Consider the following 26,592-nt stretch of genomic DNA (forward strand, 5'->3'; position numbering starts at 1 on the left):
GTCCAAGAGCTCCGACGAGGTGATCAACAACGTGATGACCAAGCTCGACAAGGAGCACAAGGGCATCATCCTGATGCATGATTTGCAGAAGCACACCGCGCAGGCACTGCCGACATTGCTGCGCAAGCTGAAGGCCGGTGGCTACAAGGTGGTCTGGATGAAGGCCAAGACCCAGATCGAGACGCTGCCCGAATACGACGCGATGATGGCAAAGACCGAGAAGCCGGTCGCATCGGGCCGGCCCATCGGCAACGTCGTGCAGACGGTCGCCGAGTAACGCCGCGAATACGCCGAACACACTCAACGCAAAGCGCCCCTGGATCGGATCCAGGGGCGCTTTCATTTGCGGTGTCGGCGTCGACTACCGGCAAATCACTGCGGACGACGGTGGCGAAATTCCCTGCCTCAGATGCGCGCAGCCAAAATATCGAAAACAACCCCATGCAAAGGAGCTGGCGGGTGCCGGCGCTCGACAAGGCAACTTGACCCGTCGGGCAAATCAGGGAATTTTCTTCTAATATTCCGAAATCACGCACCCTCGCCCGCAATCAGGCCGGAGCAAACCTAAAATTTTGTTTATCTTCCGTTCTCAATTACTTATGAGCGAGTCATCGCTAGGATGCCACCATGGACACCCTGTTTTCGCTGTTTCCCACACCCGAACTTTTGCTCGAACTCACGCCCGATGAGCTCGCGCCAATCCTCTTGCAGTTGGCCAAGGCGCGCCGTCAGTCTGGCAACATGTTCTGGCCCGCCAGTGTGCCACAGGTAACGGTCGGCACCGGCATGGCCGCAGCCAACGAATACGGTTATCCGTACCACACCAAGTCACGGGTCGAGGCGTTGCTCAACGAGACATGGGCATACCTCTCCCGCGAGGGATACATCATGCCGGCGCCCGACACGAACGGTCGTAACGGATGGATGGTGTTGACCTCCGATGGCGAAAGCGTGGGCTCGAAAGAAGACTTCGATCGCATCCGCGCGGCGCGCCAATTTCCCAAATCGTTGCTTCACCCGTCGATCGCAAAGAAGGTCTACTCAGCGCTAATGCGGGGTGAGCTTGATGAGGCCGTTTTCGCGGCCTTTAAGGCTGTAGAGGTCGCAGTGCGCGAAGCCGGCGGCTACAAGCCGACTGACATCGGCGTCCCACTCATGCGTAAGGCTTTCGATGCGAAAAGCGGCCCGCTCGCCGACCAATCGCATCCTGAAGCCGAACGCGAAGCACTATGCCATCTCTTTGCTGGCGCGATCGGGTCCTACAAGAACCCGCACTCGCATCGTACCGTCGCTTTGAGTGATCCTCGCGAGGCACAGGAACAAGTTTTGCTCGCGACGCATCTCCTGCGCATTGTCGACGTTCGACGCCCGGCTACCTAAATCGCTACCTGAGCGCGGGCGAACGAAACGAGCACTGAGCTGAGTGGTTGATTGAGGTAGTACGGTTGGGCGGGCACTGCCAACAGCGCCCTTCAGCATTGACAAACCTAGCGAATTTTTCCGCAGATGATGTGCTTTGTATCAGGCTCTTGTATTCTTTGGAAAGCGCTTCGCTTAGATTGTACTTTGCAAATGCACGACTTGATTTGAAGGTCGTTTCATCAGGGCTGGGGATCATCCGCTCATGGAACTGCGATCCGGTTTATGCTGCGCACTTGGCGCCATCATCCTTCTGTTGTTCGGAGGGTCTCCAGCTACTGCCCAATCGACAGCTTGGGAACTGCTGAAAAACAACAAGATGCACTGCATCTCAGTGCAAGATGGCCGAAGCACCACACACTCGTGCAATCTAGTTGCGTACCTGGTCGACAAGAGGACGGGCTTCGTCCTCCAGTGCTCCGGTCAGGTGCAGGACGTTTATGTCGACAACAAGCTCAGCGAAGAGCTTAGTGGCAAGGGTGACTGCAGGCTATTCTACTCACCATCGACACATCGAGATTCAACGACCGTTTACGAGGGTTCGATTGTAGACAACACAGTCGTGTCCCCCGCCAACGTCATGCCAGGCGGATCAAGCTATTGGACCGCGCGAATTGATGCGTACGAAGTATATTTTTGCGTGCGAATGCCTGAGCCGGATGGGCACTACGGGTGCTATCCCGCAGAAAACAATTCGAGCCCCATTCCCGTACCGCGACCTTAGTCCCTAATGCGTGGGTTCACATTGAGTAATGCAAATCGGAATCGGAGGGATCCCCAAACGCCGTTTGTATAAAAGGTTCTTTACAGACGGTTCTGGAGGACCTCGATCATGCAGGGCGCACCGCTCATCACTTGCATTCGCGTGTCCAACTCGGCTCAGGGCCGCTCTGGCTTGGGCATCTGCGGTCGTTTCCGGAACCCAGCAATCCACTGCAGGATTGATTATTATTGCATTGATTATCTTAGCGCGACGCCGTTCGAGACTAAACTAACCTATTGAAATTACTGGTGCCGCAAGAGGGACTCGAACCCCCGACCCCGTCATTACGAATGACGTGCTCTACCAACTGAGCTATTGCGGCAAACCGTTCGGCAACGGCCTGATCATTCGCGCCACCTGATATCGGGCATGACCCCGATTGGCAAGGAAAACGCGGTTATTGAACCACGCACCTGACATCTAACCGCGAATTAGCTTCCCAAACGTGACAGAAATCCGCGCCAACCGCCGATCTGGGCCTTGGGCGGGCCGATTTGTTCCGCAAACTCGTCCACGGCCCCGTCCTCGTCGACCCCGGGGTCGTCAGGGGCCCGGATGATCGGGATCACGGCCGGAATGGGCGCCGGCGGCGCCTTGGGGAGATCGGTCCGGGAACGGAACAAGGGGGCCGGCGCCGGAGGCGTTGATTCGGCCGCGGGCGGCGGAGCGGGCTCCGGTGCTGGGGTGCCGTCCGAAGCGGGGGCCGGCTCGGCCTCGATGGCCGCCGGCAGCGGGGCGTTATCCTGCGCGGTCGGCGCGGCAGGCTCAACGGGCTTGGGTTCAGTTGACTTGGCCTCAGTTGGCTTGGGCTCAGTTGGCTTGGCCCCGACCGCCTCAACCGGCTTGGCTGCCTCCGGCAGTTTGGCCGCCTCGGGCTCGAGGGCCACCTCCTTAGGCGATTCTTTGGGCGGCTCGACCCGGCGTGGCGCCAGCATCGCCTCCTCGAACGGCGAGGGCTCGATCGCGTTGCCCTTGTCGGACGGCAGCGCCGCCACCGGCGTCTGCCATTGGAAGGCATCGAGACGGCCGGTGACCGGCGACACCGGACGCCAGCGATCCGAGACATAGCCGTCCGCGGTCCAGGCCGGATCATGCAGCGCGCGCACCGCGCGCAAGGTCCAGGCCCGCGCCCGGCCGCTGTCGCCATGCTCGGTGCGCTCGATCTCGGCCATCAACAGCGCGACGCGCTGCGTCGGCGCCGCCGTGAACGGCTCCAGCGCGGCGCGCGCTTTCGCAAACTCGGACGCATCGATCGCGGCGCGCGCGATCGCCAGCGCACCCTCGATGTTGCCCGGCGTTTTCGCCGCCAGCGTCTCGACCCGCACCAGGCGCTGGCGCGCGGAATCGCCGAGCCGCACATGCGAATAGGCGTCGGCGAGATCGGGGTGCGGCTGCGCCAGCCACGCGGTCTCGACGATGCGCATCGCGCGGCGGATCTGATGCGCTTCGCTCTCGAATTTGGCGGCGAGCACCGCGGCCGGGATCAGCGTCGGCGCCAGCCTGAGCGCCTCCATCGCGCTCGAGCGCGACAGGTCGCGATCGATGGTCTCGAATTCCAGCGCGCGCGCCGCGAGCAGCACGCCGCGTTGCCGCCGATAGGTCGCCTTGTCGATCAGTCCGGCAGTCTGGTTGTTGTCGATGATCGACAGCGCGCCGGCCCAATCGCCCTTGGCGCAGCAGAAACCGAGCACCGCATGCGAAGCCCATGACGAGGACGGCGACATCTTCAGCGCTTCCTCGGCGATCATCACGGCCGCCACCGGATCGTCGGCGCGCTGCGCCTCGATGAACAGGCCGCGCAGGCCGAGCAGCCGCGTGTCGGCGCGCTCGGCCATGGCGCGGAAGGCGCGCTGCGCGCCGTCGCGATCACCGTCGAGCTGCGCCGATTGCGCGTGCAGCAACAGCGCCAGCGGATCGCCTCCCGCGTGACGCCGCGCCACCTCGGCATGCGCACGCGCCGCCGACGAATCGCCATGCCCGATCGCGAGCAGGCCTTGCGTGATGGCGTGACGGCCGCGGGCGTGGCGCCGCTCGCGCTGGCCGCGGCGGATGTGCCCGGGGACCTTCCACAGCGCGCGCAGGATCGCGCCGGCGACCATCGCGACGACGATGACGAGGCCGAGCAGGTACATCGGCTGCTTGGACGTCAGGCGCAAGCCGCCCCAATTCAGCACGAGATCGCCGGGCTGATCGGCCAACCAGGCGGCACCCGCTGCAGCGAGCGCGATCAGCAGCAGGAACAGAATGATCCGGATCATCAAGAACCTATTGCAAGGAGCTATTGATTGACCGTGGCGAGCGCCGCCATGGCGTTGTCGGCAAATTTCCGCGACGCGTCGAGCGCGGCGCGGCGCGCGTCCACCTTGGCGAGCCAGGATTGCGCCGCGGTGCGATCGGCCGGCGGCAACGACTTCAATTCGCGTTCGCTCAATGCGAGATCATTATGCACGGCGGCCGATGTCACGCGCGCGACGATGCTGCCGCGGTCGGTGCCCGTGCCGTCGGTCCGCTCGATGCGGATCAGCTTGGACGCGCCGGCCTGCAGACGATCGACCAGCCCGGCACTTGCTGCCGCAGCTTCCGGCGGCGGCGGTGCGAGTTGCGGCACGATCTCGATCAGCTCGCGGCATAGTTTGTTCGGATTCGGCACGCCCGATGCAGCGAAGACGTCGAGCGGTTTCAGCAGGTCGGGATTGTCGCTGATCGCTTTGGCAGCCTCGAGCGCCGAGGCGTAGGGATCGCCGTGACGCACCGCGACGTCGAGCAGCGACGCCGCGACCACGCGGCGCAGCGGCACGTCATCTGCCTTCGCCTCGGCCTTGGTGTCGGCGATCTTGCTGTCCTGCCGCGCGATCGCGGCGCCCTGCGCCTTCACCGCGCCCTCGACCTTGTCGATGCGCGCCGTGATGCCGGAAATGTCAGGCGCAGCCGCGCCATCGCGCGGCGCGGCCTTCGCGTCATTGACCGCAGCGGCAAGCTTGTCGGATTGCGCCCGCGTCGCGGCGAGCTCGGTGCGCAACGCGGCGATCGACTTGTCGAGCGCCTCGAGCCGCGCGGTTGCCGCGGGATCGGCGGCCGCGGCGACCGGCCTGCTGGCCTTCGACTCAAGCGCGCTGAGACGCGTGCCGAGCTCGTCGACCGCTGCGGCATTAGGCTGCGGCGCAGATGCCGGTTGCACCGCGGGCCAGCCGAGGAGCCAGCCGACCCCGATCACCAGCGCTGCGGCGACCGCGCCCGACAGCGGCGCTACCACCCAGGGCGACACCGGCCGCGACGGCTCGGCCGAGGACGGCGTGGAGGCGGCCTCGGGCTGCGGCTCCGCATGAGGAGCAGGATCGGGATGGGGCTCCGCCTCGGGCGCAGCCGACTCCGCTGCCCTGTCAGCGTCGTGGGCGGCTTCCGTGCTGCCCTCGGCCTTCGACGTCTCGCTGGAGATCTCGGTCGCCTGAAGATCGATGGTCGGCGGCGCGCGCTTGGGCCGGGAATCCGGCGAAGGTCCTGTGTCGTCGGGCCTTTCTTCAGCCATCGCGAGGGTCCTCAAAACTACTGGCCGCACACTCTATCAGAATCGGCCCGGGTTCTTAGAGCACGATCCGAAAATCGGAGCATTGCCTAACATCATGGTCAGACGAAAGAATTAATTCCGGTCACGGCCGCATCGCGCGGTCGAGCGCCTCCAGCAGGGCGTTTTCGTCCGGCCGCGCCGCCACCACCACCTTGGTCGCGCCGGCGTCATGGAGCACCGCGGCGACCGCGGCCGAGATGCAGCATTGCGGCAGCGCGAGCGCCGAAATCTCCAGGCCGTCGGCCCGGATGGTGTCCAGGAACGCCTGCGCGCTGCGGCGGGAATAATGCAGCACCGCCGTGATCCGGTTCGCCATGAAGGCGTCGCTGACCTCCCTTGGAAGAGCCGCCACCGGCGCCATCCGGTAGGTGGTGTGGGTCACGACCGTCAGGCCCTTTTCGCTGAGTTCGCCGGCGAGATCGCGCGACAGGTCGGCGCCGGCGAGATAGAGCAGCGTGGCGGACGCCGGCAGTTGGCCGGCCTTGACCCGCGCGAGCACGAGATCGCGCAGCGAGATCGCATCGCCCTTGGCCACGATCACCCTGTCGAAGCCCGCGGCGCGCGCGGCATCGGCGGTGTGGGTCCCGACCGCGAACAGCGGCAGCCGCAACAGCCGGCTGCCGGCAAGATCGATGGCGCGCGGCGCATTGGCGCTGGTGAGGATGACCGCGTCGTAATCCGCATCGTCGTCATGGAACGGCAACGGCTCGAAGCGCAGCACCGGTGCGGCGATCGCCTCGAAGCCGCGTTGGCGCAGCGTCGCGAGCGTGGCTTCATTGTCCGGATGCGGTCGTGTGACAAGGATGGTCACGGGGTCAGGCCTCCCGCATTACGAATTGGCCCCTGCAGATTGGACCTTGGCGACCGATTGCACTTTGAGACCTCGCAATGCTACCCCGGAGGGGACATTTGATGGGCATGATCTTGCCGGAAACCGGTTCCGGCCTGTCCGGATCATGCTGGTAGCACAAGGGCCGAAATTGGGACACGAACCACCGATGCTGGTGTTGGGGATCGAGACCACCTGCGATGAAACCGCAGCCGCCGTGGTCGAGCGCCAGGCTGACGGACAGGCGAAAATCCTCTCCAACGTCGTACGCTCGCAGACTGACGAGCATGCCCGCTTCGGCGGCGTGGTGCCGGAGATCGCGGCGCGCGCCCATGTCGACCTGCTCGACGGCATCGTCGCCTCCGCCATGAAAGAGGCCGGTGTCGGCTACGGACAATTGTCGGCGGTGGCGGCGGCCGCCGGACCCGGCCTGATCGGCGGCGTGATCGTCGGTCTGACCACGGCGAAAGCGATCGCGATGGTGCACGACACGCCGCTGATCGCGGTGAACCATCTCGAGGCGCACGCGCTGACGCCGCGGCTGACCTGCGCGCTGGCGTTTCCCTATTGCCTGTTCCTGGCCTCGGGCGGCCACACTCAGATCGTCGCCGTGGTCGGCGTCGGCGAATATGTCCGGCTCGGCACCACGGTCGACGACGCGATGGGCGAGGCGTTCGACAAGGTCGCGAAGATGCTGTCGCTGCCCTATCCCGGCGGACCGCAGGTCGAGCGCGCAGCCGCCGGCGGCGACCCGACGCGGTTTGCCTTTCCGCGCCCGATGCTCGGCCGTCCCGATGCGAATTTCTCGCTGTCGGGATTGAAGACGGCGGTGCGCAATGAAGCGAGCCGGCTGGAGCCATTGGAGCCGCAGGACATCAGCGATCTCTGCGCGAGCTTCCAGGCCGCGGTGCTGGAAGCGACCGCGGACCGGCTGACCGTCGGCTTGCGGTTGTTCCAGGAACGCTTCGGCACGCCGCGCGCGCTGGTCGCGGCCGGTGGCGTTGCCGCCAACCACGCCATCCGCAGCGCGCTCCAGGATGTCGCGGCGAAAGCGCAGACCACGCTGATCATTCCGCCGCCGGCGCTCTGCACCGACAACGGCGCGATGATCGCCTGGGCCGGCGCCGAACGGATGGCGCTCGGCCTCACCGACACGCTGGAAGCGCCGCCGCGGGCACGCTGGCTGCTCGATGCCAACGCCAAGGCGCCGGCCGGCCACGCTAACAGCCGCGCCGGATATTGAGTCATGTTCGACAACGCGCGCCGCGGATACCGCTTCACCTCGCCCCGCTTGCGGGGAGAGGCGCAGGCCGCCTCTGGCGGGCGTCCAAAACAACGCCGAAGCAAAGCTTCGGCTATGTTGCATCGAAGATGCAATCCGGGTGAGGGGGACTCTCCACACGCCAGGTGTCTGCGGATGCAGCCCCTCACCCCAACCCTCTCCCCGCAAGAGCGGGGCGAGGGAGCACAGTCGAGCTAGGGGTTTCCGATGCCCGCGCATATGTCAGTCAGCGTGATCGGGGCCGGCGCCTGGGGCACCGCATTGGCCGAGGTCGCAGCACGCGCCGGGCGCAAGGTGACGCTGTATGCGCGCAATGCCGAGCATGCCGCGCGGATCGAGGCGACGCGGATCAATCCGAAGCTGGCCGGTGTCCGGCTTCAGCCAAGCATCGCGGTGACGTCGGATATCGCCGCGGCCGCGCGCGCGGACATCATCCTGGCGGTGACCCCCGCGCAGCATCTGCGCGCGGCGGTCAGCCATCTCGCGCCGCACCTCAAACCTGCTACGCCGGTGATCGCCTGCGCCAAGGGCATCGAGCATGGCACGCACAAATTCATGACCGAGGTGGTCGCGGAAGCCGCGCCGCGCGCCATACCTGCCATTCTGTCAGGACCGAGCTTCGCCGACGACGTCGCGCGCGGATTGCCGACCGCCGTCACGTTGGCCACCGGCGACGAAGCGCTCGCACGCGCGCTGGTCCAGGCGCTCGGCTCGGCGACCTTCCGGCCCTACCACACGTCAGACGTGCGCGGTGTCGAGATCGGCGGCGCGGCCAAGAATGTGCTGGCGATCGCCGCCGGCATCGTCGTCGGCAAGAATCTCGGCGCTTCCGCGCTCGCCGCCCTGACCACGCGCGGCTTCAGCGAGCTCGCACGGCTGGGCCGCGCTTGCGGCGCGCGCACCGAAACCCTCGCTGGCTTGTCGGGGCTTGGCGATCTCCTGCTCAGCTGCTCGACCGCGCAATCGCGCAATTTCGCGCTCGGCCTCGCGCTCGGGCGGGGTGAAGCCGCGCCGGTCGGCAAGCTCGCGGAGGGCACGTTCACGGCGCCGGTCCTCTGCGAGCTCGCCGCCGCGCAAAAGGTCGATATGCCGGTGTCAAACGCGGTTGCCGCAATCCTGAGCGACCGGCTGACGATCGATGCGGCGATCGAAGGCCTGCTGACGCGGCCATTCAAGGCCGAGTAACACGCGTCACGCGCCGACGAAGTCCGCAAGATCGCTCAAGCCTGGTCCTACGCCGTCAGGCACGACGCCAAGCTCCTCGACGGTCGCAGCGGCGCGATTGATCCAGAAGGTCGGATAGCCGAACCACTTCGCGCCGGCGACATCCCAACCGGCGAACGCCGCAAAGACGATCTCCTCTTTGCGCAGGGCGAACGCATCGACACCCATCTGATAGGCGCGGGCGTCGGGCTTGAAGGCCTGAACCTTGTCGGTCGAGAGGTGAGGCTCGAACAGTCCCTCCAGTGAGGAATTCCTGACCACTGCATCGAGCATCGGCGCGGTGAGGTTCGAAAGGAACGCCATACGCACGCCGGCATCGCGCAGTCGTCGAAGCGCCGGCAGGACATCGGGCCACGCCTTGAGCTCCAGATACGTCTGCATCAATCGGTCGCGCTGCTCCGGTCGCAGCTCGATCTTCATTGCCTTGGCTGCGAACACCAGCGCGTCCTCGGTGACGCGCCAGAAATCGATGTAGCAGCCGCCAAGGGTCCTGAGCCAGCCATATTCGAATTGCCGGCTGCGCCAGCGGGCGCTCAACTCGGCACCTTTGCCCGGAAGCATCTCCTCCACGCGCGCGAACACCGGACGCGGATCGATGATTGGAAAGCCGTCGAAGGCAATCGCCTTGAGCGATGGGCGGCCTGCGGTGCGCGCCTGGTGCGGCAACGCGGCCGCCGCCGCGACGGACGCGGCGGTCAAGGCAGTGAATGTCCGGCGATTCAGAGGCATGTGATCTCCTGCAAGACGAGGAGCCACTCGATCACAGGAAAAGCGTCACGGCACAATTGCCGGATTCCGGCAGAGATCATTCCAGATTTCAGAACAATCGACCCCAGCAGGCTGCCCTTCACGGCCAGAACCTGCCGTACTAGCGTGACTGGCGAACCGTCGGATCCCGGTCGAACAATCGAAAAACGGGTCCCAAGGGAAAAACCCATGCGTCGACCGCATCGCGTCCTCCTTTCGATCGGCCTTCTTTCGATCAACCTTGCAGCCGCCCTCGCCGCCTCGTCCACCGCAGCCCACGCCCAAACCGCAACCTCGTACAACGACCTCGCAAAGATCGAAGCGGCCGCCAATGCCGACAACGGCAAGCGGGTCGCGCCGCTCAAATCGATCGGCAACCCCACCGCTGACGTGTCCCCCGAGATGCAGGCGATGATCGGCACGCCCTATCCGCCGCATTTCAACGCCGACCCGAAAACCCCGGCCGAATGGAAGGAGCTGATCAATCGCCGCGCCAAGGAGGCCATCGCGAATATTCCGACGATGAAGGCGAAGCTCGGCGTCAAGGTCGAGGAAACCAAACTTGCCGGCGTGCACTGCTACATCGTGACGCCGAACAAGATCGCGCTCGAGAACCGGCGGCGCCTGCTGATCCACGTGCACGGCGGCGGCTATGTGTTCGACCCCGGCGAAGCGGCGTTGCCGGAAGCCATCATGATGGCGGGCTTCGGCGGCTACAAGGTCATCTCGATCGACTACCGGATGCCGCCGGACTTCCCGTATCCGGCCGCGATGGACGACGCGATGGCGGTGTGGAAGGAAGTTCTGAAATCGCACGAGCGCCACCGGCTGGCGATCTTCGGCACCTCGACCGGCGGCGCGATGACGCTCGCAATGGTGTTGCGGGCGAAGGACGAGAGGCTGCCGCTGCCCGCCGCCATCGCGCCGAGCACGCCATGGTCCGACATCGACAAGATCGGCGACAGCTATGCGAGCAACGAGTGGGGCGACAACGTGCTGGTGACCTGGGACGGATGGCTCGGCCGCGCCGCCAAGCTTTACGCCAACGGCACCAGCCTGAAGAATCCCTACATCTCGCCGATCTACGGCGACTTCAAGGGCTTTCCGCCCACCATCCTGACGTCGGGCACGCGCGACCTGTTTCTCAGCAACACGGTCCGTACCCATCGCAAACTGCGCCGCGCCGGCGTGATCGCCGATCTCAATGTCTATGAGGGGCAGTCGCACGCGCAGTACCAGATGAACATCGACGCCCCCGAGACCAGGGAGGCGTTCACCGATATCGCCAAATTCTTCGATCGCTATTTGAAGCAGTGAGCATGAGGCCGGATACCTGCGCTTGTCGCGGGCATCGAGCTGCCTGTAGATTGCCGCGCAATCGGCGTTCGAGAACGGGGTGAAGTCGCGATGAATTACTGGCTGGTGAAATCCGAACCGTCGACCTGGTCATGGGACCAGCAGGTCGCCAAGGGCGCGAAGGGCGAGGCCTGGACCGGCGTGCGCAACTTCACGGCGCGGCAGAACCTCGTCAACATGAAGAAGGGCGACAAGGCGTTCTTCTATCATTCCAACGAGGGCAAGGAGATCGTCGGCATCGCCGAGATCATCAAGGAAGCCTATCCCGATCCGACCGACAAGGCCGGCAAGTTCGTCTGCGTCGACATCAAGGCTGACAAGCCGCTGAAGACACCGGTGACGATGGCCGCGATCAAGGCCGACAAGAAGCTCGCCGACATGGCGCTGGTGAAATATTCGCGGCTCTCGGTACAGCCGGTGACCGCGGAGGAATGGAAGTACGTCTGCAAGATGGGCGGGCTGTAGCGTCCCAATCTCAACCGTCGTCCCTGCTTTCGTGAAAGCAGGGAGCCATAACCACAGGGCTGCGTTGTTGAAGCGCGCTGGGACCACAGCTCACTCAATCTCGTGCTTCTGTGGTTATGGGTCCCGGCTCGCGCTTCGCTTGGCCGGGACGACAGAGTGCTACGCCCCCGCCGCCATCACCACCTGCGCCAGCAATTGCTCGCGCTTGGACTGGGTGCGGTAGCCGCCCATCGTCGCGGCGAAGCGCTCGAGAATCCCGTCCTCGAACGCGGTGACGATGGTGTCGTGGACATAGCTCTTGCGGCAGATCGCCGGCGTGTTGGAGAGCTGGTCGGCGGCGGCGCGGATCGCGTCCAGCACCTGGCGCTTGCGGCCGCGCTGGCTGGCGGCCGGCGTGATCCGCGACAGCGATTCCACGACGACGGCCGACGCCATCAGGGTGCGGAAATCCTTCAGCGAGATCTTGATGCCGGCGAGCTCGCGCAGGAACGCGTTGACCGCCGTGGTCGAGGCGGCGCGCACGACGCCGGAGCGGTCGTAATACTGGAACATGCGCTTGCCCGGGACGTCGCGCAGAATACCGATCGCGCGCACCAGCTTGGCTGCGTCGCATTCCTTGCGCACGGCCTTGCCGCCCTTGGCTTTGAAGGTCAGCACCAGAGAATCGTCTTCCAGTGTGACGTTGGACTTCAAAAGCGTAGTGGCCCCGCGGGTGCCGTTGAGGCGGGCATAGGATTCGTTGCCGGGCCGGATCGCGGTGCGCGCGATCAGCTCGATCACCGCCGACAGCGCGAACTCGCGCGTCGGCTCGTCGCCGGAGAGGAACGCCGAGACCTTGCGCCGGATCTTCGGCAGCGCGGCCACCAGCTTGCCCAGGCGATGCGCCTTGCGCTGCTCGCGGACCTTCTCCCAATCGGCGTGATAGCGATATTGCAGCCGGCCGGCGGCATCGAGGCCGACCGCCTGCAGATGCGTGTTCGGATCGGTGGAGTAGCGCACCCGGCGGTAGGCCGGCGGCATCGCCATCGCGTGCAGCCGGCGAATGGTGCGAGCGTCCCGGACGCGCGAGCCATTGGCGCGAACGAATGAATAATTCTTGCCGCGCTTGACGCGGCGGATGGTCAGCTCGTTCTGGTCGCCGAGCCGCAGGCCCAGATCGCGGGCGAGATCTTCAACTGACGTCTTGATGGCAGCTGCGGCCGGGGCGTCGAACTTGATCTTGGACTTGGGTGACGGCTTGGGCCATTGGCCCAGCGCCTTCGCCAGGGCGACAGCGGGATCGGCGGACATGGGCCGCACAGCCGCGATGTTCTGCTGATCCATCATACTACTCGTCAGACGCCTTGTTCCGCTGTTCTCCCGGTAATGCCGTTGCTTCGGGCTTCGTTCCGGTGGGGCCGTCCGGCCTCGGAATGGCGATTTAGGGCGTCGAGACTGACATTGCGAGTCGCGAATCGGTTATCTGCGGTTTCTAAATACCTTTCATGGGTGCCATTCGCCCGCTAACCTTGATTTTGGGCTGTCCGGCATCGGTCAAAACAGCGGGAGCGCGGTCCGGGAACCGGACTTTGGAGGACCGCGACGACGGCGAGACAGGTCAGGGACCATGTCGTTTCCCGCCCGGTCCCCGGAGGGACGCGCCACGGGAGCTGCGGCGGCGCTCCGGCGCGAAATCGTCGGCGCAGATGATCGCAACTACCCTTCGACAATTCATCGAAGCGCGCCGTGAGCGGTCCGGCACGATGGGTGTCGAAGCGCCACGTCCCGGCCGGCGTCAACGCGCGGCCGAACGTTGCCCTCTAGGCTCTTCAAATCGCCGGCCAGACCGATCGTGATCGCCAATTCTTTCGCGACACCGATCGGCTCCGGCGACGGCACGAGGCGCAAGCAAGCGGAGCGGCGAACGATACCACTACGACCAAGAGACCAGTGACTAGGGCACACGATGGCGCATAGGTTTCACTCGTCAACGAGGCGCGGTAAACCACCCAATCAGATGTGGCAGCCGGCGCAATGCCCGGCGGCTCGACGCGACGAAAGTGACAGTCCTTTTTCCTTGCCGGGCCGGAATGCGGCAACGCATAATCGCAGCAATGATCAGGACGGCTTGCCGTCGCGTTGTTTGCGATCGGCAATGAGTGGAGGAAATGATGTCCGAGAAGATCTATGACGTGTCGGCCGATTGGGCCAAGCGCGCCTATGTCAACGACGCCAAATATCGCGAGATGTACGCGCACTCGGTCAAGGATCCCAACGGCTTCTGGGCCGAGCACGGCAAGCGGATCGACTGGATCAAGCCCTTCACCAAGGTCGAGAACGTCTCCTTCGCGCCCGGCAACATCTCGATCAAGTGGTTCGAGGATGGCGTGTTGAACGTCGCCTGGAACTGCATCGACCGCCATCTCGAGAAGCGCGGCGACCAGACCGCGATCATCTGGGAGGGCGACGACCCCTCCGAATCCAAGCACATCACCTACCGCCAGCTGCACGACGAAGTCTGCAAGATGGCCAACATCCTGCGCACGCGGAACGTCAAGAAGGGCGACCGCGTCACGATCTATCTGCCGATGATCCCGGAAGCCGCCTACGCCATGCTGGCCTGCGCGCGGATCGGCGCGATCCATTCGGTTGTGTTCGGCGGTTTCTCTCCGGACAGCCTTGCCCAGCGCATCAAGGACTGCGATTCCAAGGTGGTCATCACCGCCGATGAAGGCCTGCGCGGCGGCAAGAAGGTGCCGCTGAAGGCCAATGTCGATGCGGCGATCGCCAAGACCGGCGGCGTCGATTGGGTCGTGGTAGTGAAGCGCACCGGTGGTGCTGTTGACATGAACCCGACTCGCGACCTCTGGTATCACGAGGCGGCCAAGGTGGTGACATCAGAATGCCCGGCCGAGCATATGCATGCCGAGGACCCGCTGTTCATCCTCTACACTTCGGGTTCGACCGGCACCCCGAAGGGCGTGCTGCACACCTCGGCCGGCTACCTCGTGTTCGCGTCGATGACGCATCAATACGTGTTCGACTATCACGACGGCGACATCTACTGGTGCACCGCCGACGTCGGCTGGGTCACCGGCCACAGCTACATCCTCTACGGGCCGCTCTGTAACGGCGCGACCACGTTGATGTTCGAGGGCGTGCCGAACTACCCGGACAATTCGCGTTTCTGGAACGTGGTCGACAAGCACAAGGTCAACATCTTCTACACCGCGCCGACCGCGATCCGTGCACTGATGCAGGGCGGCGACGAGCCGGTGAAGAAGACCTCGCGCAAATCGCTGCGCCTGCTCGGCTCGGTCGGCGAGCCGATCAATCCGGAAGCCTGGGAGTGGTATTACCGCGTGGTCGGCGACGACCGCTGCCCGATCGTCGACACCTGGTGGCAGACCGAGACCGGCGGCATCCTGATCACGCCGCTGCCCGGCGCGACCAAGCTGAAGCCGGGATCGGCGACGCGGCCGTTCTTCGGCGTGGTGCCTGAGATCGTCGATGCCGACGGCAAGACGCTGGACGGCGAGACCTCGGGCAATCTCTGCCTGACCAAGTCCTGGCCGGGCCAGATGCGCACGGTCTATGGCGATCATGCGCGGTTCGAGCAGACCTATTTCTCGACCTACAAGAACAAGTACTTCACCGGCGACGGCTGCCGGCGCGATGCCGACGGCTATTACTGGATCACCGGCCGCGTCGACGACGTCATCAACGTTTCCGGCCACCGCATGGGCACCGCCGAGGTCGAGAGCTCGCTGGTCGCGCATGAGGCGGTGTCGGAAGCCGCCGTGGTCGGCTACCCGCACGACATCAAGGGCCAGGGCATCTACGCCTATGTCACGCTGATGAAGGGCACCGAGCCGACCGAGGCCTTGCGCAAGGAGCTCGTCGCATGGGTCCGCAAGGACATCGGTCCGATCGCCTCGCCGGATCTGATCCAGTTCGCGCCCGGCCTGCCGAAGACGCGCTCCGGCAAGATCATGCGCCGCATCCTGCGCAAGATCGCCGAGGACGAGCCGTCGAGCCTCGGCGACACCTCGACCTTGGCTGATCCCGCCGTGGTCGATGACCTCGTGCAAAACCGGCAGAACAAGAAGTAGCCCGGCGGCGGCAATATCGAGACATGCAGCAAGGGCCGCGCGCGATCACCGCCGCGGCCCTTCGCTTTCGTCCCATGTCGCTCGAAAGCGCGTTCGAAAACGCGGGTGGAAGCGGTCATTTCACGGGATTGTCAGAGGCAAGGCGCCATTGCGGCGCGTTTGTGGCCAAGTGTTGTTTTCAGGTCATTTACTTTAATCCGAACTTTTCCTTTTCTGCCCGCCATCAGGACGTGTCTCGCGGCCGGTGTGAAACCACCCGGTTAAGACACGCGGTTAATATTGCGTGCGTGAGACCGGCGGGCCCGGTTTTTTCAGGGCTCTGCACCTTCGTTTTTGGCTCCCTCACGGGAGCTGTTGGGAAGTGGAGAGGTTGATGTCGATGAAGTTTGCGGTGGCGTTCGCTGCCACCCTTGGTGCGGTTGTTTTGATGTCGCAGACGGCCGAAGCGCGGCCGGAAATGGTCGGAATCCACGCCGACAATTATGAGCCGGGCACCATCGTGGTGAAGACCAACGAACGGCGGCTCTATCTTATTCTCGATTCCGGCCACGCGATGCGTTACCCGGTCGGCGTCGGCAAGTCCGGCAAGCAGTGGGCCGGCACGACCAAGATCGACGGCAAGTATCGCAACCCGGCCTGGTCGCCGCCCGCCGAGGTCAAGCGCGACAAGCCGAGCATCCCGGACGTGATCGCCGGCGGCTCGCCGCGTAACCCGATGGGCGTCGCCGCGATGACGCTGGCCGGCGGTGAATACGCCATCCACGGCACCAACGTGCCGGGCTCGGTCGGTGGCTTCGTCTCCTACGGCTGCATCCGCATGCTGAACACCGACATCACCGATCTCTATTCGCGCGTCTCGGTCGGCACGACTGTCGTCGTCACCCGCTGATCGCGCAGTCCTTCGCCGAAAGAAAAGCCGCGCATCTGCGCGGCTTTTTGTTTGCGTCATCGGCGTCGTTAGCGACCACGAGGCGATGGCCTAACGCATGATGAGATTGGGTTGAGCTGCAACGGCGTCGAAAGTTCACCTCTCCCTTGGGAGAGGTCGATTTGCGCAGCAAATCGGGTGAGGGGCTACGGTCCATCGAGAGAGCAAGAGCCCTCACCCGGATTGCACTGGACGATGCTTCGCATCGCCAGGCGCAATCCGACCTCTCCCCGCTGGGGAGAGGTGGAACCAAGACCGCGCCAAGCCGATTCAAACAAAACTCATTCCGCTCTAACGCGCAAAATATCCGCACCAGCCGAAGCGGTGGCCGCCATTGTAGGCGCGGGCATGACCGGCGGCGAGCAGCGCGGCCGAGACATTGTCGGTTTTCCTGGTCGCGACATCGGCGACGACGCGCCCCTGATATTTGTCGGGACCGATATTGTAGATCGCGACATCGCCCTGGCCGAGCAGATCGCGCAGCGCCACCGTCGCGGCCTGCGCCATCTGCAGTTCGCGCTGACACGACGCCTTGAGCTCCGGCGCATCGATGCCGCGCAGGCGGACCCGCGTATAGAGATCCGGGCCCGGCGTGAGATGCACCCGCGCCTCGAACGTGTCGCCATCGATCGTCCTGATCACATCGACGCTGCGCCTGGCGTCAGGCGCAGCGGAGCGCTGCAAGATCTGATCGGCGTCGCGCGACCGGCTCAACGACCAATGCGACGGCAACGGCATCCATTGAGGCACAAATCGGCGGATCGGAAGCATGCTGCCGACGGCGATGCCGAGCACGAACACCCAAGGCAGCGCCGCCGAGACGCGGCGGCCCCAAGGGGACCTGCGGAAGGGCGGACGTCCCGTCCCACGATAAGGATTTATTCTCTCGTATGGGGACATATTCCCAGACTGACTTGAGTCGGGCCGACAGGCAAGACACGCCAAAGGCTCTCAGAAGTCCGAGGCGATGCCCTTGGTCTCCCAATCGCCGTAACGCGTCGGTTCCAGCCCTTTGGGGCCCTGATATTCCTTCGGCCGCGCGGCCGCATCCTGCGCGGCCAGCTCCTCGGCAGCCCTGCGCCGCGCTTCGGCTTCGGCGAGCGCGCGCTGGGCTGCCGGCGTCAGCGGCTTGCGCGGTGCGGGTTCCGGCGGCGATGGCGATTTCTCGGACGATCTCTCAGACATGGCAGGCCTTCTTGGCAAAACTTTCTGCCTGCGAATTTCGTATCCTGGTGTTGGCTCAGTGACGACATCACGATCAAGAAATCCGCTAGGCGATTCTTACATTTGGCATATTCGCATGCCAGAGGTGTTTTCGAGTTGATGGGCATGAGCCGAATGTAACTCAGCACCTTCGAGATATCTCCGCTCCATGCCCCCTTCAAGATTTGCAGTTCCTGCCGAAGTCCCCGGTCTCGCGGCGCGCCGCATCGCGGCCGACATCCTCGACGGCGTGCTGCACAAGCACCGCACGCTCGACGACCAGCTCGACGGCGCCGGCGCGCATCCCGGCCTGAAATCGCTGGCCGATCGCGACCGCGCGCTGATGCGCCGGCTGGTCTCGACCATCCTGCGCAAGCTCGGCACGCTCGGCCATCTGTTGTCGCGCCTGCTGGATCGCGGCATCCCGACCGATGCGCCGCGCGCGCAGAGCGCGCTCCTGATCGGCGCCGCGCAGATCCTCTGGATGGACGTGCCTGACCACGCCGCGGTCGATCTTTCGGTGCGGCTCGTGCAATCGGACCGCCGCGCGGCGAAATATGCCGGGCTGGTCAACGCCGTGCTGCGCCGCTGCGCGCGCGAGGGCCAGGGGCTGATCGACGAGATCAGCACGCAGACGCTGGACCTGCCGCCATGGATGCTGGCGCGCTGGAACGCGCATTACGGCGAGGCCACCGCGCGCGAGATGGCGCTGGCGCTCGGCCACGAGCCGTCGCTCGATCTCACGGTGAAGTCGGACGCTGCGCAGTGGGCGAGCCGCCTGCACGGCGAGACCTTGCCGACGGGAACCGTGCGCACGCTGCTGCAGGGTTCCGTCACCATGCTGCCGGGCTTTGCCGAAGGCCAGTGGTGGGTGCAGGACGCCGCCGCGGCGCTGCCGGTGCGCCTATTCGGCGACATCAAGGGCAAGGCGATCGCCGATCTCTGCGCTGCGCCCGGCGGCAAGACGGCCCAGCTCGCGCTGGCAGGCGCGCAGGTCACCGCGGTCGACCGCTCGCCGGCGCGGGTCGCGCGGTTGCGCGAGAATCTCACGCGGCTGGCGTTGCAGGCCGACACTGTCGTCGCCGACGCCGCCGAATGGCCCGCCGAGGCCGCAAGCTTCGACGGTATCCTGGTCGATGCGCCCTGCACCTCGACGGGAACCATCCGCCGCCATCCCGACGTCGCCTGGCTGCGCCAGGAAGGCGACATCGCCGCGCTGTCGGCGCTGCAAAAGCGGCTGCTGCAAAAGGCCACCCATCTGCTGAAGCCCGGCGGCACGCTGGTCTACTGCACCTGCTCGCTGGAGCCGGAGGAAGGCGAGCACGCGATTGCCGCGCTGCTGGCGAGCGAATCAGGCCTGCGCCGTGCGCCGGTCGAGACAAGCGAGGTCGCCGGCCTCGACGACATCATTACCGCCGACGGCGATCTGCGCACCCTGCCGAGCCATCTACCCAACGCCGACCCGCGGCTGGGCGGGCTGGATGGCTTTTACGCAGCCCGGCTGGTTAAATCCTGATTTTAAACTTCAGTCCTCTAAGCTCGAAGTGATTCGCGCGGTATCAAGAGGGTGTCTTGTTTATCAAGAAGGTGCCTTGGCCGCGTTTCCGGATTAAATAAGGATTCGTTGAAAATTCCCTCCCCGCAAGGTTAGGCGTGTCGGTCGCTCAAAGCAGACGCATCTCGACGCTGATTGCTGGCCGCTTTGCCCGCAGCATGCTCGCACGCGCCAGCGGAAGCACAGTTGCGCTGTCGCGGCTGTGGCCCGGCCGCACCGACCGGCTGATCATCGCCCCGCATGATCTGCGGACCGCCGACGCCACCCGCGCCGCCGAGATCTATGCCGGGCGATTCGTGTTCGCCGGCAAGATCGTCACCTGCCACGGCCGCTCGATCTTCGATCTCGAGCCGCCGTCGGAGGATTGGGAAGCCGCCCTGCTCGGCTTCGGCTGGCTGCGTCACCTCCGCGCCGCCGACACCGCGCTGACCCGCGCCAATGCCCGCTCGCTGGTCGATGATTGGATTTCGAATCAGGCCCGCAAGCGGCCGCTGGAGCGGCGCGCCGATGTGCGCGCGCGGCGCGTGATCTCGCTGTTGTCGCAAGCTCCCTTGGTGCTCGGCGACACCGACGGAAAATTCTACCGGAAATATCTGCGCGGGCTGGCGCGCGAGATCCGCTACCTGCGTCACGCGACGCTCGACAATGACGGCGTGCCGCGCCTGCAGGTGTTGATCGCGCTGTGCTACGCCTCGCTCTGCCTCGCCAACCAGGCGCGCAATATCAAGTCGGCGACGCGCAGGCTGTCGGACGAGTTGCAGCGCCAGATCCTGCCCGATGGCGGCCATATCTCGCGCAATCCCGGCGCGCTGGTCGAACTGCTGAGCGATCTGCTGCCGCTGCGCCAGACCTTTGCTGCAAGGAATATCGCGCCGCCGCCGGCGCTGCTCAACGCGATCGACCGCATGATGCCGATGCTGCGCTTCTTCCGTCACGGCGACGGCAGCTTCGCGCTGTTCAACGGCATGTCGACCGCGCCGTCAGATCTGGTCGCGACGCTGCTCGCCTATGACGACACCCGCGGCGTGCCGATGGCGAGCATGCCGCATACCGGCTTCCAGCGCCTCGATGCCGGTAGTACCACATTGATCATCGATACCGGTCCGCCGCCGCCGGCGAGCGTCAGCCAGGATGCGCATGCCGGCTGCCTGTCGTTCGAGCTCTCCTCGGGTCCAAGCCGCATCGTCGTCAATTGCGGCATGCCGTCCACGGGGCGCGACAATTGGCGGCCGTTCGCGCGCTCCACCGCGGCGCATTCGACGCTGACCTATCGCGACACCTCGTCGTGCCAGTTCGTCGAGCTGTCGGCGATGAAGCGGCTGCTGCGCGGCGCGCCGATCACCAGTGGGCCCAGCAATGTCGAGAGCTACCGCGAGGCCGTTCCCGGCGGCGACGTGCTCACCGCCTCGCATGACGGCTATCTCTCGCGCTTCGGCGTGATCCATCGCCGCGTGCTGATGGTCTCCCAGGACGGCACGCGCCTGGAGGGCGAGGACCAGCTGACGCCGGCGCCGGGCGGCCGCATCAAGGGCAGCGAGGCCGATTTCGCGCTGCGCTTCCACCTGCACCCCTCGGTGAAGGCGAGCCGGCTGTCGGATGCCCGCGGCGTGATGCTGGTGCTGCCGAACCGCGACGTCTGGACCTTCGAGGCGATGGACGACAAGGTCGATCTCGAGGACAGCGTGTTCCTGGCCGGCAATGACGGCCCGCGCCGCACCTCCCAGATCGTGATCCGGCAGGACGCGCGGCACGCCGGCACCATCCGCTGGAGCTTCGTGCGCTCCTCGACCTCGGCCACCGCCACCAACGCCCGCCGCAACGCCCGCCGCGAGCCGGAACTGCCGCTGTAACGGTGGCGGAAACGCCGATCCGCAGCGCAGCCTGACTCACACCCGTCATCCTGAGGTGCGAGCCTCTTCGGCGAGCCTCGAAGGATGAATCGGCCACCAGCCGGGCCGTGCACCCTTCGAGGCTCGCAAGCGCTCGCACCTCAGGATGACGGGGATGAGGATCGGATCGTCCGCAATTTCCAAGAATTTGGCCCCGGGAAGCGGTTTCGTACCGCACAAAACCATGCTACCCGGCTGCCTTAACAGCCAAGGATTTTCCGATATGACCGAGCAGCTTCGCCGCGTGACCCGCGCTCTGTTGTCCGTTTCCGACAAGACCGGACTGATCGATTTCGCCAAGGCGCTGGCCGGCCAGGGCGTCGAGCTGGTCTCGACCGGCGGCACCGCCAAGGCGATCGCTGCGGCCGGGCTGAAGGTCAAGGACGTCTCCGAGCTCACCGGCTTCCCCGAGATGATGGACGGTCGGGTCAAGACGCTGCATCCGAAGGTGCATGGCGGCCTGCTCGCGATCCGGGACAACAAGGAACACGCCGCGGCGATGGCCTCGCACGGCATCGCGCCGATCGATCTGCTGGTCGTCAACCTCTATCCGTTCGAGGCCACCGTCGACAAAGGCGCAGGGTTCGAGGAGTGCATCGAGAACATCGACATCGGCGGCCCCGCGATGATCCGCGCCGCGGCGAAGAACCATGACGACGTCGCCGTGGTGGTCGAGGCGCAGGATTATCAGGCCGTGCTCGACGAGCTCGCCGCGCACAAGGGCGCGACCTCGCTCGGCCTGCGCCGGCGGCTTGCCGCCAAGGCCTATGCGCGCACCGCGGCCTATGACGCCGCGATCTCGAACTGGTTCGCCGTGCAGCTCGATACCAAGGCGCCGGACTTCCGCGCCTTCGGCGGCAGGCTGATCCAGTCGCTGCGCTATGGCGAGAACCCGCACCAGACCGCCGCGTTCTATGCCACGCCGGAGAAGCGGCCGGGCGTTGCCACCGCACGCCAGCTGCAGGGCAAGGAACTGTCCTACAACAACATCAACGACACCGACGCGGCCTATGAATGCGTCGGCGAGTTCGATCCGCAGCGCACCGCGGCCTGCGTCATCGTCAAGCACGCCAATCCCTGCGGTGTTGCCGAGGGTCCCGATCTCGCCACCGCCTACGCCCGCGCACTGGCCTGTGACTCCACCTCGGCCTATGGCGGCATCATCGCGGTCAACCGCACGCTCGATGCGGATGCGGCGCGCGCCATCATCGGCATCTTCACGGAGGTGATCATCGCGCCCGATGCGACCGAGGAGGCGATTGCGATCATCGCCGGCCGGCGCAATCTGCGCTTGCTGCTCGCCGGCGGCCTGCCGAACGCGCGCGCGGTCGGCCTCACCGCCAAGACCGTCGCCGGCGGCCTCCTGGTGCAGAGCCGCGACAATGCCGTGGTCGAGGACATGAACCTGAAGGTCGCGACCAAGCGCGCGCCGACGGACGCCGAGCTGCGCGATCTCAAATTCGCCTTCCGTGTCGCCAAACACGTCAAGTCGAACACCATCATCTACGCCAAGGATCTCGCCACCGTCGGCATCGGCGCCGGCCAGATGAGCCGGGTCGATTCCGCACGCATCGCCGCACGCAAGGCGCTGGATGCTGCGGCCGAGCTGAAGCTCGCCGAGCCGCTGACCAAGGGTTCGGTGGTCGCCTCCGACGCCTTCTTCCCGTTCGCCGACGGCATGCTGGCCTGCATCGAGGCCGGCGCCACCGCCGTGATCCAGCCCGGCGGCTCGATGCGCGACGACGAGGTGATCAAGGCCGCCGACGAGCACGGCATCGCCATGGTGTTCACCGGCGTGCGACATTTCAGGCACTGATCTGTCAGCACCGTCGTCCCTGCGAAAGCAGGGACCCATAACCATCGCTTCATGTGTGAAGTTCGCTGGGGCCACAGCGTCGCACAACAACTTCACCCTGTGGTTATGGGTCCGGGCTCGCGCTTCGCTTGGCCGGGACGACGGCGGTTACTGTTCGCGCACCCGCGCCAGCAACCCCAGCCCCGCCACGAAAAACGCCACCAGCACGGCCATGCCGTACTTCTGGCTCGCAGTCGCCGCGGTGATCGCGCCGATCAGGAGCGGGCCGATGAACGACGTCACCTTCCCGGTCAGCGCGAACAAGCCGAAATACTGCGCGATGCGATCCCTGGGCGCGAGACGGATCAGCAGCGAGCGCGAGGCCGCCTGCAATGGCGCGCCGGTGGCGCCGATCAGGCAGCCCAGCACGATATAGGCGCGCTCGGCGGCACCCGCGAACAACGGACCTCCCGGCACCGGCGGTGCGACCGGGATGAACAGGATGGAATCCTTGTTCACGGTGAGGATCACGACGATCGCAAACAGCAGGATCACAAGACTGCCGGTGATCACGCGCTTCGGCCCGAACGCATCGTCGAGCTTGCCGCCGATCCAGCCGCCGAACGTCCCGGCCACCGCGAGGATGATGCCGAAGGTGCCGATCCGGATCGTGTCCCAGCCGAACGTGCCGGCGGCATAGATGCCGCCGAACGCGAACAGCGAGACCAGCCCGTCGGTGTAGATCATGTTCGCCAGCAGGAACCACGCCAGCGATCTCTGCTTCGGCAGGCTCGCAAATGATTCCCTGAGCTCGCGCAGGCCTTCGCCGAGCGCCTCGCGCATGGGCCGTTTCGCCGGATAGTCCGGCGTGAACAGGAACATCGGCGTCACGAAGATGATGAACCACAGCCCGGTCAGCGGCCCAGTGATGCGGTCGCCTTCATGCATGACCGGATCGAGGCCGAACAGCGGCGCGAAGCCGAACAGCGTCTTGCCGGTCTCTGCGTTGGCGGCGAGGAAGCCGAGCACCAGCACGAGGCTGAGGATGCCGCCGACATAGCCGGTGGCCCAGCCGGTGCCGGAGAGCCGCCCGATCCTGTCCGGCGGCACCAGGGTCGGCATCATCGCATTGTTGAACACGGTCGCGAACTCGACGCCGACGCTGGCGATCGCATAAGCGAGCAGGAGCATGGGGATGATGTCGGGATTGCCGGGCGTGCCGATCCACATCGCGCTCGAGCCGATCACGAGCAGCGCGCCGAACACCGCGATCCATGGCTTGCGCCGGCCGCTGGCATCGGCGATCGCCCCTAACACCGGCGACAACAACGCGATCGCAAGCCCCGCCGCGGCAGTCGCAAAGCCCCACAGCGCCTGCCCGCTTGCGGCGTCGGGCGCGACGAAGCTCGCGAAATAGGGCGCGAACACGAAGGTCGTGATCAGCGTGAAATAGGGCTGCGCGGCCCAGTCGAAGAAGATCCAGCTGATGACGGCTGCGCGGCCAGGATAGGCTTTGGTGGAGGCCTTCGCTTCACCCGCGCCCGGTCTGCATTGTTGCCGTCATCGCCAAAGATATTCCCCAGATCGAGCCACAGGCAGGCTTTTGCCGCTTCAAGCCGCTCCCATATAGCATGGGCCGGTTTGGCTGATACGGCGATGAACAGGGCAGGACATTTCGATGGCGCTGACAGCAACGATGTCGCGGCGGCTGTTTGCCGCTCTCCTGGTGATCGGCATCGCTGCGCCCGCCCTCGGCCAGGTGCAGCGTCGCGCCTACGAGCCGTCAGCCACTGCTACGACCAGCAGCATTCGCGCCGAACACGGCATGCTGGTTGCACAGGAGAAGCTCGCGGCGCGGGTCGGCGCCGATATCCTGCGCCAGGGCGGCAATGCGGTCGACGCCGCGGTCGCGACCGGCTTTGCGATGGCGGTGACCTACCCGCGCGCCGGCAATATTGGCGGCGGCGGCTTCATGGTGATCCATCTCGCCGCTCGCAATGAAGATGTCGCGATCGACTATCGCGAGACCGCGCCGCAGGCCGCAACCCGCGACATGTTCCTCAACGCCGAGGGCAAGCCCGATCCGGACAAGTCGCGCAACTCCGCGCTCGCGATCGGTGTGCCCGGCACGGTCGCGGGCCTCGCGCTGGCGCTGGAGAAATACGGCTCCGGCAAGTTCACGCTGGCGCAGATCCTCAAGCCGGCGATCGATCTCGCACGCGACGGCTTCATCGTCACCGACGATACCGCGGATACGCTGGCGGACATGTATCGCCGCATGTCGCGCTGGCCCAATTCAGCCAAGACGTTCTCACGCGCCGACGGCACGCCGCTGCATGAGGGCGACCGCCTGATCCAGGGCGATCTCGCCGGCGTCTTGACCGCGGTTGCCGAACAGGGGCCGCGCGGCTTCTACGAAGGCGCGGTCGCTGAAAAGCTCGTCAGCGGAATCAAGAATGCCGGCGGCATCTTCAGCCTCGAAGATCTGAAATCCTACCAGCCGGTGATCCGCACGCCGATCCGCGGCAGCTATCGCGGCTACGACATCGTCTCGATGCCACAGCCCTCCTCCGGCGGCGTCGTGCTGCTGGAGATCCTCAACATCCTCGAAGGCTTTCAGATGTCGGACATGAAGCAGGGCTCGGCGGCCTCGCTGCATGTCATGATCGAGGCGATGAAGCGGGCCTATGCCGATCGCGCCCGCTATCTCGGCGATCCCGCCTTCGTCGACGCGCCGACGAAGCTGCTGGTCGACAAGGACTATGCCGCGAAGCAGCGCGCGACCATCGATCTTGCCCGCGCCACGCCCTGGACCGACGTGCGCAACGCGAAGCAGCCGCATGAGGGCGACAACACCACGCATTATTCGGCGGTCGATGCCACTGGCAACGCCGTCAGCAACACCTACACGCTGAACTTCCCGTATGGCGTCGGCCTCGTCGCCGACGGCACCGGCGTGCTGCTCAACAACGAGCTCGACGATTTCACCGCAGCGCCCGGCGCCTCTAACGCGTTCGGCCTGGTCGGCTTCGAGGCCAATCTGCCGGGCCCCGGCAAGCGCCCGCTGTCGTCGATGTCGCCGACCATCGTGCTGAAGGACGGCAAGCCGGTGCTGGTGACGGGATCGCCCGGCGGCAGCCGCATCATATCAGCGGTGACGCAGATCATCGTCGACGTCATCGACTACAAGATGGACATCGCAGCCGCGGTCGCGGCGCCCCGCATGCACCATCAATGGCTGCCCGACGAGGTCCGGATCGAGCGCGGCTTTCCCGACGAGGTGCTCGCCGATCTGCGCGCCAAGGGCCACAGACTGGTCGAACCGCTCGGCTACTCCTCCGCGAACTCGATCCTCGTCACGACCAATGGTCTGCTCGGCGCGCCCGATCCGCGCACGCGTGGCTCGGAGGCCGCGGGGTACTGAGACCGCGGCCTACTAAAGGCGCGCAAACGCGGCTTTGCCCCGCCTGCAACATCGCGA

General features: G+C 65.4%; 18 protein-coding genes, 1 tRNA gene and 2 pseudogenes. 12 read left to right on the top strand and 9 right to left on the bottom strand.

Annotated features, from left to right (window positions below; all coding sequences use genetic code 11):
* Together QMZ05_RS17565 and QMZ05_RS17570 are read left to right on the top strand one after the other, a co-directional pair.
* Positions 1-277: pseudogene (locus QMZ05_RS17565) on the top strand (polysaccharide deacetylase family protein); the annotation flags it as partial.
* A gap of 350 nt (positions 278-627) precedes the next feature.
* A complete protein-coding gene (locus QMZ05_RS17570; RefSeq protein ID WP_353701894.1) occupies positions 628-1,380 on the top strand; it encodes a TIGR02391 family protein in 753 nt (250 codons plus the stop codon).
* A 1,048-nt stretch (positions 1,381-2,428) separates the two neighbouring features.
* Here the strand turns inward: QMZ05_RS17570 and QMZ05_RS17575 are convergent.
* The 4 genes from QMZ05_RS17575 to QMZ05_RS17590 all read right to left on the bottom strand — a co-directional run bounded on the left by QMZ05_RS17575 (position 2,429) and on the right by QMZ05_RS17590 (position 6,558).
* Positions 2,429-2,504: transfer RNA gene (locus QMZ05_RS17575), tRNA-Thr, on the bottom strand.
* A 109-nt stretch (positions 2,505-2,613) separates the two neighbouring features.
* Complete coding sequence (locus QMZ05_RS17580; RefSeq protein WP_353701895.1) at positions 2,614-4,440, bottom strand: heme biosynthesis HemY N-terminal domain-containing protein; 1,827 nt, start codon at positions 4,438-4,440, stop codon at positions 2,614-2,616.
* A 20-nt stretch (positions 4,441-4,460) separates the two neighbouring features.
* Positions 4,461-5,708 carry a hypothetical protein gene (locus QMZ05_RS17585; RefSeq protein ID WP_353701896.1) on the bottom strand — a complete coding sequence of 416 codons (1,248 nt, stop codon included), beginning with the start codon at positions 5,706-5,708 and terminating at the stop codon, positions 4,461-4,463.
* Between the two features lie 121 nt (positions 5,709-5,829).
* Positions 5,830-6,558 carry a uroporphyrinogen-III synthase gene (locus tag QMZ05_RS17590; RefSeq protein ID WP_353701897.1) on the bottom strand — a complete coding sequence of 243 codons (729 nt, stop codon included), beginning with the start codon at positions 6,556-6,558 and terminating at the stop codon, positions 5,830-5,832.
* A 187-nt stretch (positions 6,559-6,745) separates the two neighbouring features.
* Here QMZ05_RS17590 and tsaD point away from each other — a divergent pair, with 187 nt between their 5' ends.
* Together tsaD and QMZ05_RS17600 are read left to right on the top strand one after the other, a co-directional pair.
* Positions 6,746-7,819, top strand: a complete 1,074-nt coding sequence (gene tsaD, locus QMZ05_RS17595; protein WP_353701898.1) for a tRNA (adenosine(37)-N6)-threonylcarbamoyltransferase complex transferase subunit TsaD — start codon at positions 6,746-6,748, stop codon at positions 7,817-7,819.
* Between the two features lie 246 nt (positions 7,820-8,065).
* A complete protein-coding gene (locus QMZ05_RS17600; protein ID WP_353701899.1) occupies positions 8,066-9,043 on the top strand; it encodes an NAD(P)H-dependent glycerol-3-phosphate dehydrogenase in 978 nt (325 codons plus the stop codon).
* A 6-nt stretch (positions 9,044-9,049) separates the two neighbouring features.
* Here QMZ05_RS17600 and QMZ05_RS17605 read toward each other — a convergent pair whose 3' ends face one another.
* The gene (locus tag QMZ05_RS17605; RefSeq protein ID WP_353701900.1) at positions 9,050-9,811 is read right to left on the bottom strand and encodes a haloacid dehalogenase type II; all 762 of its coding nucleotides are present in this window, start codon (positions 9,809-9,811) and stop codon (positions 9,050-9,052) included.
* A 207-nt stretch (positions 9,812-10,018) separates the two neighbouring features.
* Between QMZ05_RS17605 and QMZ05_RS17610 the strand changes: the two genes are divergently transcribed.
* The gene (locus QMZ05_RS17610; RefSeq protein WP_353701901.1) at positions 10,019-11,146 is read left to right on the top strand and encodes an alpha/beta hydrolase; all 1,128 of its coding nucleotides are present in this window, start codon (positions 10,019-10,021) and stop codon (positions 11,144-11,146) included.
* Between the two features lie 90 nt (positions 11,147-11,236).
* On the top strand, positions 11,237-11,650 hold the full coding sequence (locus QMZ05_RS17615; protein ID WP_353701902.1) for an EVE domain-containing protein: 414 nt from the start codon (positions 11,237-11,239) through the stop codon (positions 11,648-11,650).
* 159 nt (positions 11,651-11,809) lie between these two features.
* On the opposite strand, the gene QMZ05_RS17620 is transcribed toward QMZ05_RS17615, so the two are convergent.
* The gene (locus tag QMZ05_RS17620; RefSeq protein ID WP_353701903.1) at positions 11,810-12,976 is read right to left on the bottom strand and encodes a DNA topoisomerase IB; all 1,167 of its coding nucleotides are present in this window, start codon (positions 12,974-12,976) and stop codon (positions 11,810-11,812) included.
* Positions 12,977-13,800: 824 nt separating this feature from the next.
* Between QMZ05_RS17620 and acs the strand changes: the two genes are divergently transcribed.
* Positions 13,801-15,741, top strand: coding sequence for an acetate--CoA ligase (gene acs, locus QMZ05_RS17625; RefSeq protein WP_353701904.1), 1,941 nt, complete (start codon positions 13,801-13,803; stop codon positions 15,739-15,741).
* A gap of 373 nt (positions 15,742-16,114) precedes the next feature.
* Positions 16,115-16,630, top strand: a complete 516-nt coding sequence (locus QMZ05_RS17630) for a L,D-transpeptidase (protein WP_353701905.1) — start codon at positions 16,115-16,117, stop codon at positions 16,628-16,630.
* Positions 16,631-16,960: 330 nt separating this feature from the next.
* Here QMZ05_RS17630 and QMZ05_RS17635 read toward each other — a convergent pair whose 3' ends face one another.
* Together QMZ05_RS17635 and QMZ05_RS17640 are read right to left on the bottom strand one after the other, a co-directional pair.
* The gene (locus QMZ05_RS17635; RefSeq protein WP_353701906.1) at positions 16,961-17,569 is read right to left on the bottom strand and encodes a thermonuclease family protein; all 609 of its coding nucleotides are present in this window, start codon (positions 17,567-17,569) and stop codon (positions 16,961-16,963) included.
* 51 nt (positions 17,570-17,620) lie between these two features.
* Entirely contained in the window at positions 17,621-17,854 is a 234-nt protein-coding gene (locus QMZ05_RS17640) for a DUF1674 domain-containing protein (RefSeq protein ID WP_353701907.1), read from the bottom strand.
* Positions 17,855-18,041: 187 nt separating this feature from the next.
* On the opposite strand from QMZ05_RS17640, the gene QMZ05_RS17645 reads away from it, so the two are divergent.
* The 3 genes from QMZ05_RS17645 (at position 18,042) to purH (ending at position 23,132) form a co-directional block, all read left to right on the top strand.
* A complete protein-coding gene (locus tag QMZ05_RS17645) occupies positions 18,042-19,388 on the top strand; it encodes an RsmB/NOP family class I SAM-dependent RNA methyltransferase (protein WP_353701908.1) in 1,347 nt (448 codons plus the stop codon).
* Positions 19,389-19,525: 137 nt separating this feature from the next.
* Positions 19,526-21,277 (top strand): heparinase II/III family protein, encoded by a 1,752-nt coding sequence (locus tag QMZ05_RS17650; protein ID WP_353701909.1) that lies wholly within the window; start codon positions 19,526-19,528, stop codon positions 21,275-21,277.
* 262 nt (positions 21,278-21,539) lie between these two features.
* On the top strand, positions 21,540-23,132 hold the full coding sequence (purH, locus tag QMZ05_RS17655) for a bifunctional phosphoribosylaminoimidazolecarboxamide formyltransferase/IMP cyclohydrolase (RefSeq protein ID WP_353701910.1): 1,593 nt from the start codon (positions 21,540-21,542) through the stop codon (positions 23,130-23,132).
* Between the two features lie 147 nt (positions 23,133-23,279).
* Here purH and QMZ05_RS17660 read toward each other — a convergent pair.
* Positions 23,280-24,620 (bottom strand): annotated as a pseudogene (locus tag QMZ05_RS17660) (MFS transporter); the annotation flags it as partial.
* Between the two features lie 169 nt (positions 24,621-24,789).
* Between QMZ05_RS17660 and ggt the strand changes: the two are divergent.
* Positions 24,790-26,535, top strand: a complete 1,746-nt coding sequence (gene ggt / locus QMZ05_RS17665) for a gamma-glutamyltransferase (protein ID WP_353701911.1) — start codon at positions 24,790-24,792, stop codon at positions 26,533-26,535.
* Positions 26,536-26,592: the final 57 nt, after the last annotated feature.

The sequence above is a fragment of the Bradyrhizobium sp. INPA03-11B genome (assembly GCF_040446015.1).
Taxonomy (GTDB): Bacteria; Pseudomonadota; Alphaproteobacteria; order Rhizobiales; family Xanthobacteraceae; genus Bradyrhizobium; species Bradyrhizobium macuxiense_A.